The organism is Ochrobactrum sp. WV_118_8 (assembly GCF_039631535.1).
Taxonomy (GTDB): domain Bacteria; phylum Pseudomonadota; class Alphaproteobacteria; order Rhizobiales; family Rhizobiaceae; genus Brucella; species Brucella anthropi.
The window spans coordinates 391,730-407,155 of sequence record NZ_JBDIUZ010000002.1; the positions used below are offsets into that span (position 1 = coordinate 391,730).

A 15,426-nucleotide genomic window follows, 5' to 3' on the forward strand; every position below is an offset into this window, starting at 1 on the left:
AATGCAATCATCAAAAAGCTATCTTCTGGGAGTGACCGCCATCATCGTCGCTTCCACCATCTGGGGCACGACAGGCACCGCAGCAACCTTTGCGCCCGAGGTTGGCGCGGCGGCGATCGGCGCCGCTGCCATGGGACTTGGCGGACTGGCGCAGGCGGCAATCGCCTGGCGCGGGCTGATCGCTTCACGAAAGGCGCTCGCCGATCAATGGCGCGTCCTGTTAGTGGGAGCCGTCTGCGTCGCGATCTATCCCCTCGCCTTCTATGGCTCCATGCGGATGGCTGGCGTGACCATCGGAACGGTCATTTCGCTCGGTTCCGCCCCGCTTCTTTCGGCAGGGATTGAGTATCGGCAAAGCGGCTTTCGCCCTTCGCTGCGCTGGCTGGCAGGTGCGATCATCGGCATTGTCGGCATGGTCCTGCTCAGCATGTCGGAGGACGGCGGCGGCCATGCCTCGTCTGCAGAAGGCTCCACACTCATGGGGGCCTTGGTCGGATTGGTGGCGGGCTTCACCTATGCGCTTTATTCCTCATGCGCGCGCCAGCTGATGCAGGGCGGCATATCATCGACAACCGCCATGGGCGCGACTTTCGGTATAGGCGGTCTTTTGTTGATGCCGGTTCTGCTCGCAACCGGCGGACCGTTCCTCGCCTCGTGGAACAATGCAGCTGTCGGCCTATACATGGCCTTCGTGCCGATGTTCCTCGGCTATGTCTGCTTCGGTTACGGGTTGAGCCGCGTTGAAACCAGCGTAGCGACGACGATCACACTTTTTGAACCGGTTGTCGCCGCGTTCTTCGCAGTGGTGATTGTCGGCGAACGCCTTTCCGCCCTCGGCTGGTTTGGTGTTCTTCTGGTTGTCATCTGCCTTGTCTGCATCACCATACCGACCCGCAGCCAGAAAGCCCCGCTGGAAGTGCCCGAGCCATCAACCTGACGCGCATCTCATCCGAAAACCATTTCACACTTTTCGGGATGCAGTTTGTTTCAACGCGCATCTTAGTCCGAAAACCGTTTCACACTTTTCGGGATGCGCTTTTTAACCAGGCTTTGACTGCATCGACCGATTCCGGATGACGCGGCTTTCGCAGGGAAACCGCATAGAAATCCGCGCCCACCCGCAGCTCGGTGGCCATTGGCTGGACGAGGCTGCCCGCTGCAACTTCCTTTTCCACGAAGAAGCGGCTTGCCAGCGCCAGCCCCTGCCCGGCAATCGCCGCATCGATGGCAAGTGACGTCTGGTTAAAGCGGATATTCTTCGGCGATGTCGACACGCCGTCCGGAAAAGCCTTTTCCAGATATTGCGGCCAGAAATTATGTGCGTCGTGCAGCAGCGGATAGCGTTCCAGGTTTTCCGGCAGCCCCGGATCATCAAGCCTTTCGACCAGCACCGGGCTTGCCACGGCGACAATCACGTGCTCGAAAAGCAGCTCCGCGTTCAGTCCCGGACCGAAAGGCGGCTCGCCGTAGCGTACCGCCAGATCGACGGCATCGGTCTGGAAATTGGCGACCTTGTCGCTGGCGACAATGCGCAATTCTATATCGGGATGTGTGTGCGTAAATTCCGCCAATCGCGGGATCAGCCACTTCGACGCGAAGGTCGGCGTCACGCTGATGGTCAGGTGCTGCGGCTCGGGTCGCAGCATTTCGGTCGCCTCCGAAAGCAGGTCGAAAGCCCGTCGCACATTGGCAATATATGCACGAGCCGGTTCGGTCATGACCAGCGTGCGGGGTTGGCGTTCAAAGAGTTTCAGTCCAAGCTCTGCCTCAAGCCCGCGTATCTGCTGGGCCACTGCTGCCTGTGTCACGCCAAGTTCTTCCGCTGCCAGCCGGAAATTCAGATGTCGCGTGACGACTTCAAACACACGCAGACCATTGAGCGAGGGAAGCCTTTTCATGAGTTAAACTCGATAGAATTTCTATTGATTAACGTTACGCGTTTTCGTTCGTCACGATAATGGCTCTCCGCTATAACGTCAAATAATGGTTGTCGACAGTTGCGACCTGGTGCAACATTTCGGAAAAAGGAACGCATCATGACAGTAGAAAAAGTAGCGATTGTAACGGCTGGCGGAAGCGGCATGGGTGCGGCCGCCGCACGCAGGCTTGCGCAAGACGGTTTCAAGGTTGCAATCCTCTCATCCTCCGGCAAGGGCGAAGCGCTGGCACAGGAGTTGGGTGGCCTCGGCGTCACCGGCTCGAACCAGTCGAATGATGATCTGAAGCGCCTCGTAGACCTTGTTCTGGAAAAATGGGGCCGTGTCGACGTGCTGGTAAACAGCGCAGGTCATGGCCCGCGTGCGCCGATCCTCGAAATTACCGATGAAGACTGGCACAAGGGAATGGACACTTATTTCCTGAATGCAGTTCGCCCGTCGCGTCTCGTCGTGCCGACGATGCAGAAGCAGAAGTCTGGTGTCATCATCAATATCTCGACCGCATGGGCATTCGAGCCGAGCGCCATGTTCCCAACCTCGGCGGTGTTCCGCGCAGGGCTCGCCTCTTTCACCAAGATTTTCGCCGACACCTATGCTGCCGACAATATTCGCATGAACAATGTTCTTCCAGGCTGGATCGACAGCCTGCCGAAGACGGAAGAGCGCCGGGCAAGCGTTCCATTGCAGCGCTATGGCAAGAGCGAGGAAATCGCGGCGACGATCGCCTTCCTCGCATCGGATGGCGCCGCCTACATCACCGGCCAGAACCTGCGCGTGGATGGCGGGTTGACGCGGGCTGTTTAAACTACGACTCGACGGTGAGCCGCCGCATGGCGGCTGCCGTTTCCTCATTGGCGGGGAAGAAGGTCTCGATGACCACTTCCGACAGCGTGATATCGACGGCGGTGCCGAATACCGTCGTCGCGCTCAAAAACTCCAGCGGGCCTTCACGGCTGTCGATCCTGAGCGGAATGGCCACCGGATTATCAGTGACAGTTCCCCCACCCGAAGACACCGCGCGCGCGGGGACCGGATAGGATTTCAGTTCATCGAGAAGTGCTGCCAGTCGCGGATCGGCTGAATTGTCCGCATCGCGGGCAAGACGCGCAAGAATATGGCTGCGCCACTGCCGAAAATTCTGGATGCGCGGGGCCAGTCCTTCCGGGTGCAGGCTGAGGCGAAGCGCATTCACCTCCCCCTGCAGAAGATGTTCCGCCACACCCTCCGTGAGAACACCTACCGCCTTGTTAGCCAGAAGCAGGGTCCAATGCCTGTCGATTGCAAGGGCGGGATGCGGGTTGTGTCCGTGCAGCAGGGCTTCAATCACGCTTCGCGCGGCGGTAAATTCCGGCGCTTCCAACCCTCGCTCGCTGTGAACGGGCGCATATCCGGCGGCAACCAGTATCCGGTTGCGCGCCCGCAGCGGCACGTCCAGATGTTCGACCAGACGCAGAACCATGTCGCGGCTCGGCACCGAGCGCCCCGATTCAAGAAAACTCAGATGACGCTGCGAAATCTCGGCCTCGACCGCCAAGGATAGCTGGCTGAAGCGGCGGCGCTGCCTCCATTCCCGGAGAAGCGAGCCGACTGTCTGTTGTGTTTCGGTCATAGGCTTGTCCAATCCCTTCAACGATTTGACTGCCCATCATGGCTGGCAGGTGCATTCTGGAATGCGTCGCAAAATTCATAGCAACAATTACCTCTCACGTAATCGACCCCAGAACGCAACAGGGCAAATATGCAGCTAGCCCGAAGAACGGGACGCCAAATTGAAAGGTCGATAGGATGAAAACCACACACCCAATATTTGCCCTCAAGCCAATCGTCGCAATCGATGCCGGTACCTGCGCAGCGATGGGTGCCGCGCTTGTCACTGCCTCAGCACCGGTGGGCGAACTGACTGGAATTCCAGCGTCGTTGCTTTACTGGGCAGGCATACTGCTGCTGCCAGTGGCGGCCTTTATGGCCTGGGTGTCGCGGAGCGCAAATCCTCCCGCATGGGCGGTAAACCTCGTCATTCTTGGCAATGGCGCATGGGTAGCAGCCAGCCTTTTCCTGCCTGTTGCGGGGATGATTTTTCCCAATCTGTTCGGCTGGGTTTTTCTCGTTGGACAGGCCGCGGCTGTGACTGTGCTTACCTGGCTCGAAGTTCGCGCCGCCCGCATCCCTCAAACCGCATTCTGATCGAACGGAGACCTCAAATGACCGCTTATGCAATCGCCCAGCTTCGCAATGTCAGGGTCAATCAGGGAATTGTCGATTATCTGAAAGCCATCGATGGAACTCTGGCGCCCTTCGACGGACACTTCATCATTCACGGTGGACCGAAGGATGAACTGGAAGGTCTGTCACCGGACGATCTGATCGTCATCGCTTTTCCCGATCTAGCAACAGCACGCAACTGGTATGCCTCGCCTGCCTATCAGGCGATTATCGAATGGCGCCGGCAAGGATCGGAAGGAGAGGTGTTTCTGATCGACGGCGTCGATAAACATCACCGCGCCGCCGATATTCTGTGAAGCCGAACCAATCCGGCGACAGTTTTCGTTCTGTCGCCGGATTTTGCGGTCAGGCCGTGTAACGTCTGGTGCCATCCATCCAGGTTTCGCTGACCTTGATCTTGCCGATCTTCACATCGGGCGCGGTGGGGTCTTCTTCCAGAATGGCGAAGTCTGCAAACTTTCCGGTTTCCAGCGAACCGATCTGGTCTTCCATATGGCACTGCCAGGCCGCATCGATGGTAACAGCGCGCAGCGCTGCATCCACCGGAATACGTTCTTCGGAGAAGAACACGTCGCCACCTTCGTTCATCACGCGGGTGACGGCATCTTCGACATAGCGCAGCGGCTCAATCGGTGTCACGTTCCAGTCGGAATGAAGCGAAATCTTGAGACCCGCAGCCAGCGCGGAAGCACACGGATCATAGAAGCGGGCGCGCTCAGGCCCCAGAAGACGGTCACGGAACGCCTTGCCCCACCAGCGCACATGGCCGATCAGGAAGGACGGCGAAAGCCCCATATCCTTCATACGTACCATCTGCTCCGGGTGGAAAACGCTGCAATGTTCGATGCGATGGCGAAGATCGCTGTTCGAGGACTTTCCGAGAACGGCCTCGTAAGCATCCAGTACCATGTCGATTGCCGCGTCGCCATTGGCGTGAACGCCAACCTGCCAGCCGCCTTCATGCGCCCGGCGGATAACTTCCGTTACCTGCTCAAGGCTGTAGTTCAGGGCGCCGCGCGCATCGGTGCCCAGATAGTTCTCGCGCTGATAACCGGTCTGCGCCTGATTGGAACCATCGGCCCACGCCTTGATGCCATCGACGCGGAAAAGATCATTGCCGCGACCGGGTTTGATCCCCTCCTTTTCCCATTCATCCATGATCGTTGACACGAGCATACCACGATAGCGCACCGGGGCCTTGCCTTCGCCCAGAACCGCATCGAGGATTTTGAGATCCTGCGCACCGGCCATGATGCCGATGCCGCAATCGTGCAGCATGGTGCAACCGACAGAACTTGCATGATCCAGAAAACGCTGGACGCGACCGATCATATCCGCCGCAGTCGGAGACGGCATGACGCCAAGGAATTCCTGTTGCGCCGCCATCTCTTCCAGGCGCCCGGTCAGGCTGCCATCAGCATCCTTTACAAAGCGCGCGCCGGACGGGTCAGGCGTCTCGCGGGTGATACCGGCGGCCTTGAAGGCGGCACTGTTGGCATAGGCGATATGGCCGTTGCTTTCCTGCATGAAGAATGGATTGTTGGGCGCAAGTGCATCCAGTTCGGCAATCGTCGGAATTTTGGCATCGCGGGTGATGCTGGCATCAAACTGCTGCGCGCGCACCCATTCCCCCGGCTTGGCATCAGCCACGCCTTTCTGCAACTTCGACCAGACGGTCGCGTAATCCGGTGTCGTGATCGGGCTGACATCGATCCAGTCCTCGAATGCCGTGAACACGAAATGCATATGCGGATCGATCAGGCCCGGCATCAGGGTGCGGCCCTGAAGATCCACCACCTGCGCTCCGGAACCGATGGCGGATTGCACGTCATCCAGCTTGCCGACGGCCAATATCTTGTTGCCGCGAATGGCAATCGCTTCGGCACGCGGCGCCTTGTCATTCATGGTCAGGATTGTCCCGCCCTTGAAGACGATATCACCCGCGGGTGCTGCAGCCTGCTGCGCGAACGCCATACCCGGCGAAGAACAGGCAAAGGCCGAAGTCGCGGCGGCAACGCCGAGATATTTGAGAAAATCGCGCCTTGAGGCCGTGGACCGCAGAAACGCCACCATACCCGGATTACAGGCTATACACATCTGAATATCCTCTTTACCGTCACAACAAAAAAGCCCTAGATCAAGTGGCAATTATTTTTGTATCGAGACGATACTTATACAATATTACAATTTATTAAATAGATATTATTGTTACTTTCATTAGTATTTACTAAAATAAACACTCTACAAGATGACCAATTATAAGAAATAAAGATAGACATAGATACATGTTTTGTCTTCGCGATTTCGTGTGCTCGTAACTTTGAGACTGCCTTTTGCACGACAGACACGCACCCGAGCATCGAAATGCGCATTAAAAAATCCGCCGCAAACCGACGGATTTCACAAAAATTCTCGCAAATTAGGGGGGCAATCAGCTGCGTTTGGTTTTTCGCTGCGCCCGCTTGGCTGTATTATGCGCTATGGCAGCTTGAACGAGTGCGATGAAGGCATGTTCGTTGACCTCTTCACCTTCGCTTATGTCCAGCGCGCGGCGCGTATTGCCTTCAAGACTGGAATTAAAGATGCGGGCGGGATCGTTCAGCGCTGCGCCATTGGCAAAAGTCAGCTTCACGACCTTCTTGTAAGTCTCGCCGGTGCAGATGATGCCGTCATGCGACCATACCGGCACGCCACGCCATTTCCATTCCTCGATCACGTCGGGATCGGCCTTCTTTATGAGCGCCCGCATTCGGGCGAGCGTCTCGCCGCGCCAGTCATCGAGCTCGACAATCCGCCCGTCAATAAGCTTTGAAGCGTCATTATCATCTGTCATGAAACCCCTCCCAGAGCGTCTTTCGATCTGTGCTCCAACCTACATTTTCTCGCCCGGTAGCTGGCTTGCCTGCCTGATCCAGTCCGTCAGCTGGGCTTCATCCACATCGTCGTGCTCATGAATGTGGAAATAGCGCGTATCCTGGCTCTTGGATTCAACCGGCGGCATCGGCTTCAGCTTTGCGCCGCGAAAGAATGCCACCTTTATATATTTGTCGAAACAATGATAGCTGAGGAACCACCCCTCTCCCTTCATTCCGTAGAAGGGGGAATTCCATTTGACCGCTTTATGCACATCGGGAACGGTACGCACGATGAGAGCATCCAGGCGGCGACCTGCTTCGCTTTTCCATCCCGGCATGGCAGCGATATAGGCCTGAACCGGCGCATCCCCTTCCCCTTTTGCAATCTGGGGATTGCCGCCCGACAAAAGTACCGGACCGTCAGGTTTTTTATCGGTCATTACGTTTCCTCCACTGATCGCGTCTCCCGCCGGTTCTTCGTTGCTGGGACCATACATCTCATCCGGTTTGCGACCAAGCTTTGGATGACAGGAAAGAACAACTCCCGTTTCAGCCATGTCTCGTGTAAGCAAAGCTGACCACATCAAACAAGCAGATGGCAATGAGACGATTTTTCCACCTCGCGGCACGCGGAATTTCTCTGGCATTTCTATCGCCAGGCCTGATGAACCCTGCTTTCGCGGAAGAAAATCTTCCTCGCCTTCTGCCAGAACCGGGCGTGAGCGCGCATATCGAAAGACGCAAAGAGGGTTATGTTCTGACCCAGCCCGATGGATCGAAACTCGTTTTGCTGGATTCCGATTGGCTCAACGGACTGGACGGGCCTGTCAGCTTCGAAACCGGCGACTATGACTTCGATGGCTACACCGATTTTTCTTTGGGCGCCCGCGAAGCGGGAAGCCTCGACGTTGGCGTCGCGCTTTATCTCTATAATCCAAAAGCCAAAGCCTTTTCCCCACTGATTATCGAGGACGAACTTGGCGGAAAACTGAATTGCGGCGAGCTGTGGAATGTCGAACGCATCCCGGAACGAAAGCTGATCAAAAGCAGCTGTAGTCTGGATGGGCATTATAACCGCGTCGACATCCTGTCGATTGATCGCGACCAGACGGTGCGGCTTGTGGAACAATCGCGCCCGGAAGAGCAGATGTCTGGCTGGCCCTACCTGATGAAACCCATGCGCATGGTCACCTATGACGCACAGGGAAACAGCGTTCTTGAAGTGCCTTTGGCACCGGATGAAACGGAACAAGGCTGGGAGGCTCCTGTAGAAAAGCTGGCCCTGTACAGCGATCCTGACCGGCAAAGCACCACAAAATCCTATCTGGCCAAGGGCGACAAGGCGCGCAAGCTTGTCTTTGCCGGCGATGACTGGATGAAAATTGCCTATCAGGGCAAAACCGGGTCGCTGGAGGGCTGGATATCCCTGAAAGAAGCCTACGATCTTGCAGCCTGGCAGGCGGAAAACGAGCAAGAACCGCAATCCTTGCAGCTCGGTCTCGCGGATTACAGCGAGGTCGACAAGGATCAGGATTATTACAAGCACCTGTTCACGCTGACGCTGGCCAATGAAAGCCGCGAAGCCGTGGAACTCGGCTATGGTGAATTGCACCTGATTTTCACATCTGCCGACGGCCAGCAGATCACGCATAAGCTCTATGATCTCTTCAACAAGACCCTCGAGCCGGGAAAGAGCGAAACGCTCGACGATAATCCCGTACAGAAGCGCGGCGGGCAATTTGTGATCTATCACCCGGTCGGCGACGACGACGACGCCTATTCGCCGTTCTTTCCCGAAGGGCTGGCTACAGGAAAATACAAGATCCGCCCCATCCTGACCGGCCCCAACCTGAAGAGCCCTATTTACGGTCAGGACGAAATCGAGATGGATTATCCACCTAAACTACCGGACAGCCTGATCGAACCGTGAGCTGGCACTCGCTTTGGCAAGGGCATCAAGAGCCATGCTCGCCGGCAAAGCTGGTGAAAACAGGAAGCCCTGCCCGGCATTGCAACCGAGCTTACAAAGCATGTCGCGATCTTCCTCGGTCTCGATCCCTTCGGCAGTGACCTTGATGCCAAGAGCATCGCCCAGCTCGACCATAGCGCGCACGATGTGCTGATCACCTTCGGATTCGGCAATGCCGCGCACGAAAACCTTGTCGATCTTGATCTTGGTGATGAGGCCCTTCTTCAAGGAGGCGAAAGTAGCAAAGCCCGTGCCAAAATCGTCAAGTGCGATAGAGACACCAGCGCTCGACAGCACTCCGAGGCTGTCACTCATCCCGCGCTGATCGAAGGGAGCTTCCTCCGTTATTTCGATTTCAAGCATGGACATCGGAAGTTCGCGTTTTTCCATCTGGGACAGGATTTCGTGCGGAATACGTCCCCCCGCCAGTTCGCGAGGGGAAAGATTCATGGCAACTGTCAGATCGCTGCGCCCGCCTTCGGTGAGCTTGTCGATCATCTCGCAGCAATTGAAGAGCACATTATTCGTCAGCTGGCGCACCACACCCACTTCGCACGCAACATCGATGATTTCCGGCGGGGGAATTGTGCCGTGCTGTGGATGATCCCAGCGCAGCAATGCCTCAAAACCAACCATGCGCCCACTGGAGAGTTGCACCACCGGCTGAAAGTAGGTTTGCACCTGCCCGGTTTCGATTGCAATGCGCAGGTCTCGCTCTATGCTTTGCTTGCGCTCCCACTCGTGCTGCAGACGCTTCTCGAAAAAATAATATTCGTTGCGTCCGCGTTTCTTGGCCGCATAAAGCGCGAAGTCGGCGCGCAGCAACATTTCGACCGGATCGAGACGCTCCAGCCGGCAAATGCCGACACAGGCGCCGATCTCCACCGACAGAATCCCCTCATAATGGGCGGTCAGACTGCCGATGATGCGTGCGGCCACCAAACCGGCCTCGATCTTGGCTGAAGGCTCGGGATAAGCGAGTACGAATTCATCACCGCCAATACGCGCCAGAACGGAACGCTCCGGCGAGACCTGACGGATACGCTGCGCAATGGCGACAAGGAGGTCGTCACCCACCTTGTGACCATAGGTGTCGTTGACGGACTTGAACCCGTCGAGATCGATCAGCATGACGATGAACGGGCCGTCTTTCACAGGATAGAGGCGAATGGAGGTTTCAAGGCCGCGCCGGTTGAAGAGCCCCGTCAACGGGTCCTCCTGCGACTTGAGTGCCATTTCGTCAGCCAGCTGCTTGGCTTCGTGTTTCAACCTGCTGGTCTGGATGAAGCGGTTCTGCCCCAAAAGTGCGCCACGCGTAAGCCCGAGCCAGAACAGAACAACTGCAACAGCAATCACGCCATATTGCAGGTCGGCTTGCAGGACCAGACACACCACCGTCACGACAAGCGGCGGCGTTATGAAATTGATTGCAACGGCGGCATAGGACGAGCCGTAGGTGACGGCGCCCGCGCAGATACCGGCCAGAATGACCAGATAGACCGACGATTGCGGATCAGAGAACCCATGGGAAAGAATGGCGATACCGGCCCAGACGAAACCGGCCATTGCGCCAAGCAGTTGAAAGCGGGCGAGCTGGCGCTGCAGAACCGCGATATTCTCAACTGGCGCAGCCGGGCTTCTATAATAGGCTATCGCATCGATAAAGCGCAGCGCATTGATGATATTGACCAGCGCGAACCAGATGATGGGCATCCAGAAATGCCCGGCAGCAATCTGGACCAGCAAAATGAGCACGGACAGAATCGTGCTGATGGGCATCGAGAAGCGCGCGCCGTCGCAAATCTCCCTGAGCTGGTCCGCAAGTATCTTGTCGGCTATCGGGCTGTCCTGCCTGCCATAGGCCGACCTGACCAGTTGAAGCCAATATTCAGTTCTCGACCCCATTTAAACGCCACCACTGGCCAGAGCACGTTCAGCTTTTTTCCAATCGGGACGCCCCTCGTGTCCTGATTAAAAAGGAATGACAGCAAACCTGCCCCCGACTGACAACTATAACATGCATACAATCTAAAATGCCAATGGTACGGCAGTTCAATCAAGACGATCACTTCGGCGGACAAGGCATACCATCGACATGCCGCTTGAGGCGCGCGCTCAACAATAGTTAGGGACGCGCAGGAACCCATGCCATGCGCCACAGTTCGGACAAACCAGGGAATGTTCTATCCCGGAATTACTCGGTCGACTGTTCTTCCGCCGTCAGCAGCAGCTTGTCGATGCGGCGTCCGTCAAGGTCAACGATTTCGAACACCCATCCGTTCTTGACGAAGGTTTCACCCACATCCGGCAGATGCTTCAGTTCCTCAAGCGCCAGCCCGGCAACGGTGTTGTATTCCGCATCGTCGTCAATCGGGAAACGCAAAAACTCCGAGAACTCGTCAATCGGCATCCAGCCCGAGACGAGATAAGAACCATCCGCCCGGCGCACGATAGCCTTTTCCTCGATATGGTCCTCCTGCATGGCGCCGATGATCGCTTCCATCACATCGCCCGCAGTAATCACACCTTCAAAATGACCATACTCGTCATAGACGAGCACCATATGCGTTGGCGTGCCGCGAATGGCTTCCACCACGTCGAGCGCATCGGAAAAGTCCGACACGACCGGAACATCACGGACGATCTCGCGCAGATTGACACTGCCCCTGGAGGACAGCTGATTGAAGAAGTCGCGCACCTGTAAGACGCCGATCACTTCATCGGAATCTTCGCCGCGCACAGGAAGCCGCGAGCGGCTTGTATTGTGCAGTTGCAGGCGAATTTCATCGAAACTATCGTCCACATCAACCATTTCGACATCCATGCGCGGCGTCATCAGCCCGCGTGCCGTCCGGTCTGCAAGGCGCATAACGCCTGCAATCATGCGGGATTCCTCCGTCTCGATCACGCCCGCGCTATGCGCTTCGGCGAGAACGGACTTGATCTCTTCGTCGGTCACGCCGTCGCTCGACTTGCCCGACTGGCCAAGCAGCCTCAAGACCAGACGGCCCGATGTATCGAGAAGCCAGACCAGAGGTGCAGCCATCTTGGACAGCAGTGTCATGGTCGGCGCTACACGGCTTGCAACCGCTTCCGGCTCACGCAGTGCGATCTGCTTTGGCACGAGTTCGCCGACGATCAGCGACAGATAGGTGATGACCACGACCACCGATCCGACGCCAACAGCATCGGCAAGGGCTGGCGACAAGCCTTGCCCAAGAAGCCAGCCCGACAAACGGGCACCCAGCGTCGCGCCAGAAAATGCACCCGACAGAATGCCGACCAGCGTGATGCCGATCTGGACGGTGGACAGGAAACGGCCGGGATTATCGGCAAGCTCGATGGCCATGCGGGCGCCGCGGCTGCCCTTGTCGGCCATTACCCTCAGTCGCGCTGGGCGGGAGGAAACCACTGCGAGTTCCGACATGGCGAGAACACCATTGAGGATCGTCAACAGCACGACCGTAATTATTTCAAAGTACAAAACTGCCCCTCGGGATCAGATAATCGGAATATAATGATAGAAAGGAACCGCCCCTCTTTCCAGAGGCCGCGACACAAAATACTGCGATACTGTCGGAATTGCAGTACTTATGTGCTCTCTTCTGGCCAGCAGTAGCTGCCTTTTCTCTTCTTTTCAGTAAATGATTCACGATGCAGGTAAAACCGCAAAATCATGGTCTGGTCAGGCCAATTAGGTTTAATAACTGAAATTCTGGAGAGCCAGTCCGCGATGTGGCGGGTTTTTTGCTGCTCGCGCAAAATTGGCTTGACCAGAAACCAGCAGGCTTCTACTTCTTCCATTCATAGGTGACGAAACTTTGCGCGAGGGAGGAAGCGCGATGGGAGGATTGCCGTCAGCGACTGCGCGCGCCGATACCGCGCCTATCTTGCTCAAGCTGGATTCCGTTTCCAAAGAATTTCCAGGCGTCAAAGCCCTGTCGAATGTCAGCTTCGAATTGCGGGCGGGCGAGGTTCATGCCGTCTGCGGCGAGAATGGTGCGGGCAAATCGACGCTGATGAAGATCGTCAGTGGCGTCTATCAGCCGGATGGCGGGATGATCCATTATCGCGACCAGACTGTCCGCTTTGCTTCCACGCTTGAATCGGAAGCGGCGGGCATCGCCATCATCCATCAGGAACTGAACCTCGTTCCGCACCTGAGCGTTGCCGAAAACATCTATCTTGCACGCGAGCCGAAACGCGGCTTCTTCGTCGATCGCCGCAAGCTGAAGCAGGACGCGCAGCACTGCCTCGACCGGCTTGGTGTCAAGATCGACCCGTCTGCACAGGTGCTGAACCTGTCCGTCGCCCAATGCCAGATGGTTGAAATTGCCAAGGCACTATCGCTCAATGCCTCCGTCCTCATCATGGACGAGCCGACCTCCTCGCTGACCGAGCAGGAAGCGCAGCTTCTGTTCAAGGTCATCCGCGAACTGAAAGCGCAAGGCACCGGCATCGTCTATATTTCGCACCGTCTCGATGAAATGGCGGAGATCGTCGACCGCGTCACCATCCTGCGCGACGGACGTTATGTCTGGACCAAGGACTTTGACGCTGTGACCGTGGATGAAATCGTGGCCGGGATGGTCGGGCGCTCGCTTGATGAAAAGTTTCCGGAACCGACCCGAAAGCCGACGGAGGAAGTGATTTTCTCCATCAGCGGACTGACACGAAGCGGCCTCTTCGAGAATATCGGCTTTGAACTCCGGCGCGGAGAAATCCTCGGCTTTGCCGGACTGATGGGCGCAGGGCGCACGGAAGTAGCGCGGGCGATTTTCGGCGCCGATCCGCACGATGCCGGAACGATTGTGCTTGAAGGCGAGATGCTTTCCATCTCCAGCCCGCGCGACGCCATCGAGGCAGGCATTGCCTATCTGTCTGAAGACCGCAAGGCGCAAGGACTGGCGGTCAAGATGCCGGTCGATGCCAATCTCACACTCGCCAATATGGAAGCGGTCAGCAGTGCCTATGGCGTGATCGATTTCGAGCGACAGCGGCAGGCGAGCCAGCGTTATGTCGATCTTCTCAATATCAAGACGCCGGGGCTGGCCCAGCCCGTTCGGCTGCTTTCGGGCGGCAATCAGCAGAAGATCATCATCGGCAAATGGCTGTTCCGCGAACCGCGTATCATGTTCTTCGATGAACCGACGCGGGGCATTGATGTCGGTGCAAAATTCGCGATCTACCAGATCATGGACGAACTGGCCGCAAGGGGCATCGGCATTGTGCTGATCAGCTCGGAGCTACCGGAAATTCTGGGGCTTTCGGACCGTGTGGCGGTCTTTCACGAGGGGCGCATCACCGCCGTCCTGAACACGGCCGCGACATCGCAGGAAGAAATCATGACCTATGCCTCCGGTCGGGGCCGGCAGGACAAATGAGGACGCAGTAATGGCCGAAATCACTACGGACCAGCCCCAGCAGACGGCAAAATCCAAGGGGCTCAACGACCGTCAGAAGGATATCATCCAGAAATTTGCGGCTGTCGGCAGCCTTATCATTCTGGCGGCGATCTTTTCCGTCACCAGCAGCGCCTTCATGACCGTCAACAATGCGATGACCATCGCCTTGCAGGTGACCTCAATCGCGTTTCTCGGCATCGGCGCAACCTATGTCATCATAACCGGCGGCATCGATCTTTCGGTCGGCTCGGTTCTGGCACTCGCCGGTGTTGTGGCCGCACTTGCGGTCAAGGACCTTTCGCTGCCGATCCCGCTCGCCATGCTGCTCGGTATATTGACGGGATCGCTCTGCGGCCTCATCAATGGCGTCGTCATCACAAAACTCAAACTGCCGCCCTTCATCGCCACACTTGGCATGATGCTGATCGCACGCGGTGTCGCGCTTCAGATCACCGGTGCGCGTGCCGTCTCCGGCCTTGGCGAATCTTTCGGCGTGCTGGGCAACGGCTCGCTGTTTCGCATCGAGAGCATTGACGAACAGGGCTTTCCGGTCGTCACCTTCCCCGGCATCCCCTACCCGGTTGTGCTGATGATCGTGATCGCGATCGTGGCCGCACTCGTGTTGAACCGCACGGTGCTCGGCCGCCACATCTATGCCATCGGATCGAATGCCGAGGCTGCACGGCTTTCGGGCGTCAACGTCGCCCGTGTAACGGCCTTCACCTATGTCGTATCGGGAACACTGGCGGGTCTGACGGGCTGCGTTCTCATGTCCCGCCTCGTGACCGCACAGCCCAATGAAGGCGTCGCCTATGAGCTCGACGCCATTGCGAGCGCGGTCATCGGCGGCACTTCGCTCATCGGTGGCGTTGGCACGATTTCGGGCACGTTCATCGGCTCGTTCGTCATCGGAATCCTGCGGAACGGCCTCAACATGAACGGCATTTCCGCTTTCACACAGCAGATCATCATCGGCCTCGTTATTCTGGTCACAGTATGGATCGACCAGATGCGCAACCGTCGATGAGAGGGGAGAC

Annotated in this window: 15 protein-coding genes; 7 read left to right on the top strand and 8 right to left on the bottom strand. The window is 57.2% G+C overall.

The genetic code is table 11. The features are described 5' to 3' along the window. The first annotated feature begins 1 nt into the window (after position 1). The gene (locus tag ABDF71_RS15930) at positions 2-937 is read left to right on the top strand and encodes a DMT family transporter (protein WP_258124387.1); all 936 of its coding nucleotides are present in this window, start codon (positions 2-4) and stop codon (positions 935-937) included. 79 nt (positions 938-1,016) lie between these two features. Here the strand turns inward: ABDF71_RS15930 and ABDF71_RS15935 are convergent, their stop codons facing one another. After that, the gene (locus ABDF71_RS15935) at positions 1,017-1,898 is read right to left on the bottom strand and encodes a LysR substrate-binding domain-containing protein (RefSeq protein WP_029927730.1); all 882 of its coding nucleotides are present in this window, start codon (positions 1,896-1,898) and stop codon (positions 1,017-1,019) included. 138 nt (positions 1,899-2,036) lie between these two features. Between ABDF71_RS15935 and ABDF71_RS15940 the strand changes: the two genes are divergently transcribed. Beyond that, positions 2,037-2,741 (top strand): SDR family oxidoreductase, encoded by a 705-nt coding sequence (locus ABDF71_RS15940; RefSeq protein ID WP_010658555.1) that lies wholly within the window; start codon positions 2,037-2,039, stop codon positions 2,739-2,741. A gap of 1 nt (position 2,742) precedes the next feature. Here ABDF71_RS15940 and ABDF71_RS15945 read toward each other — a convergent pair whose 3' ends face one another. Further along, positions 2,743-3,546, bottom strand: a complete 804-nt coding sequence (locus ABDF71_RS15945) for a helix-turn-helix domain-containing protein (RefSeq protein ID WP_258124388.1) — start codon at positions 3,544-3,546, stop codon at positions 2,743-2,745. A 176-nt stretch (positions 3,547-3,722) separates the two neighbouring features. On the opposite strand from ABDF71_RS15945, the gene ABDF71_RS15950 reads away from it, so the two are divergent. Both ABDF71_RS15950 and ABDF71_RS15955 read left to right on the top strand, forming a co-directional pair. After that, positions 3,723-4,121 (top strand): hypothetical protein, encoded by a 399-nt coding sequence (locus ABDF71_RS15950; RefSeq protein ID WP_258124389.1) that lies wholly within the window; start codon positions 3,723-3,725, stop codon positions 4,119-4,121. Positions 4,122-4,138: 17 nt separating this feature from the next. Further along, positions 4,139-4,456: a DUF1330 domain-containing protein gene (locus tag ABDF71_RS15955; RefSeq protein ID WP_010658552.1), complete on the top strand. Its 318-nt coding sequence runs from the start codon at positions 4,139-4,141 to the stop codon at positions 4,454-4,456. Between the two features lie 49 nt (positions 4,457-4,505). On the opposite strand, the gene ABDF71_RS15960 is transcribed toward ABDF71_RS15955, so the two are convergent. The 3 genes from ABDF71_RS15960 to ABDF71_RS15970 all read right to left on the bottom strand — a co-directional run bounded on the left by ABDF71_RS15960 (position 4,506) and on the right by ABDF71_RS15970 (position 7,455). Continuing rightward, positions 4,506-6,257 carry an amidohydrolase gene (locus tag ABDF71_RS15960; RefSeq protein WP_258124390.1) on the bottom strand — a complete coding sequence of 584 codons (1,752 nt, stop codon included), beginning with the start codon at positions 6,255-6,257 and terminating at the stop codon, positions 4,506-4,508. A gap of 334 nt (positions 6,258-6,591) precedes the next feature. Next, positions 6,592-6,993 (bottom strand): DUF1801 domain-containing protein, encoded by a 402-nt coding sequence (locus ABDF71_RS15965; RefSeq protein WP_258124391.1) that lies wholly within the window; start codon positions 6,991-6,993, stop codon positions 6,592-6,594. Positions 6,994-7,032: 39 nt separating this feature from the next. Continuing rightward, positions 7,033-7,455: a DUF1801 domain-containing protein gene (locus tag ABDF71_RS15970; RefSeq protein ID WP_012092783.1), complete on the bottom strand. Its 423-nt coding sequence runs from the start codon at positions 7,453-7,455 to the stop codon at positions 7,033-7,035. A gap of 161 nt (positions 7,456-7,616) precedes the next feature. Between ABDF71_RS15970 and ABDF71_RS15975 the strand changes: the two genes are divergently transcribed. Beyond that, positions 7,617-8,945: a hypothetical protein gene (locus ABDF71_RS15975; protein ID WP_500061680.1), complete on the top strand. Its 1,329-nt coding sequence runs from the start codon at positions 7,617-7,619 to the stop codon at positions 8,943-8,945. Here the strand turns inward: ABDF71_RS15975 and ABDF71_RS15980 are convergent. The 3 genes from ABDF71_RS15980 to ABDF71_RS15990 all read right to left on the bottom strand — a co-directional run bounded on the left by ABDF71_RS15980 (position 8,919) and on the right by ABDF71_RS15990 (position 12,788). Beyond that, a complete protein-coding gene (locus ABDF71_RS15980; protein WP_010658547.1) occupies positions 8,919-10,889 on the bottom strand; it encodes a putative bifunctional diguanylate cyclase/phosphodiesterase in 1,971 nt (656 codons plus the stop codon). The genes ABDF71_RS15975 and ABDF71_RS15980 overlap by 27 nt on opposite strands. A 289-nt stretch (positions 10,890-11,178) precedes the next feature. Then, positions 11,179-12,468, bottom strand: a complete 1,290-nt coding sequence (locus ABDF71_RS15985) for a hemolysin family protein (RefSeq protein ID WP_012092780.1) — start codon at positions 12,466-12,468, stop codon at positions 11,179-11,181. 107 nt (positions 12,469-12,575) lie between these two features. Beyond that, on the bottom strand, positions 12,576-12,788 hold the full coding sequence (locus ABDF71_RS15990) for a hypothetical protein (protein ID WP_151665324.1): 213 nt from the start codon (positions 12,786-12,788) through the stop codon (positions 12,576-12,578). A 38-nt stretch (positions 12,789-12,826) separates the two neighbouring features. On the opposite strand from ABDF71_RS15990, the gene ABDF71_RS15995 reads away from it, so the two are divergent. Then, positions 12,827-14,368, top strand: coding sequence for a sugar ABC transporter ATP-binding protein (locus ABDF71_RS15995; RefSeq protein ID WP_258124393.1), 1,542 nt, complete (start codon positions 12,827-12,829; stop codon positions 14,366-14,368). Positions 14,369-14,378: 10 nt separating this feature from the next. Then, positions 14,379-15,416, top strand: coding sequence for an ABC transporter permease (locus ABDF71_RS16000; protein ID WP_258124394.1), 1,038 nt, complete (start codon positions 14,379-14,381; stop codon positions 15,414-15,416). Positions 15,417-15,426 lie beyond the last annotated feature (10 nt).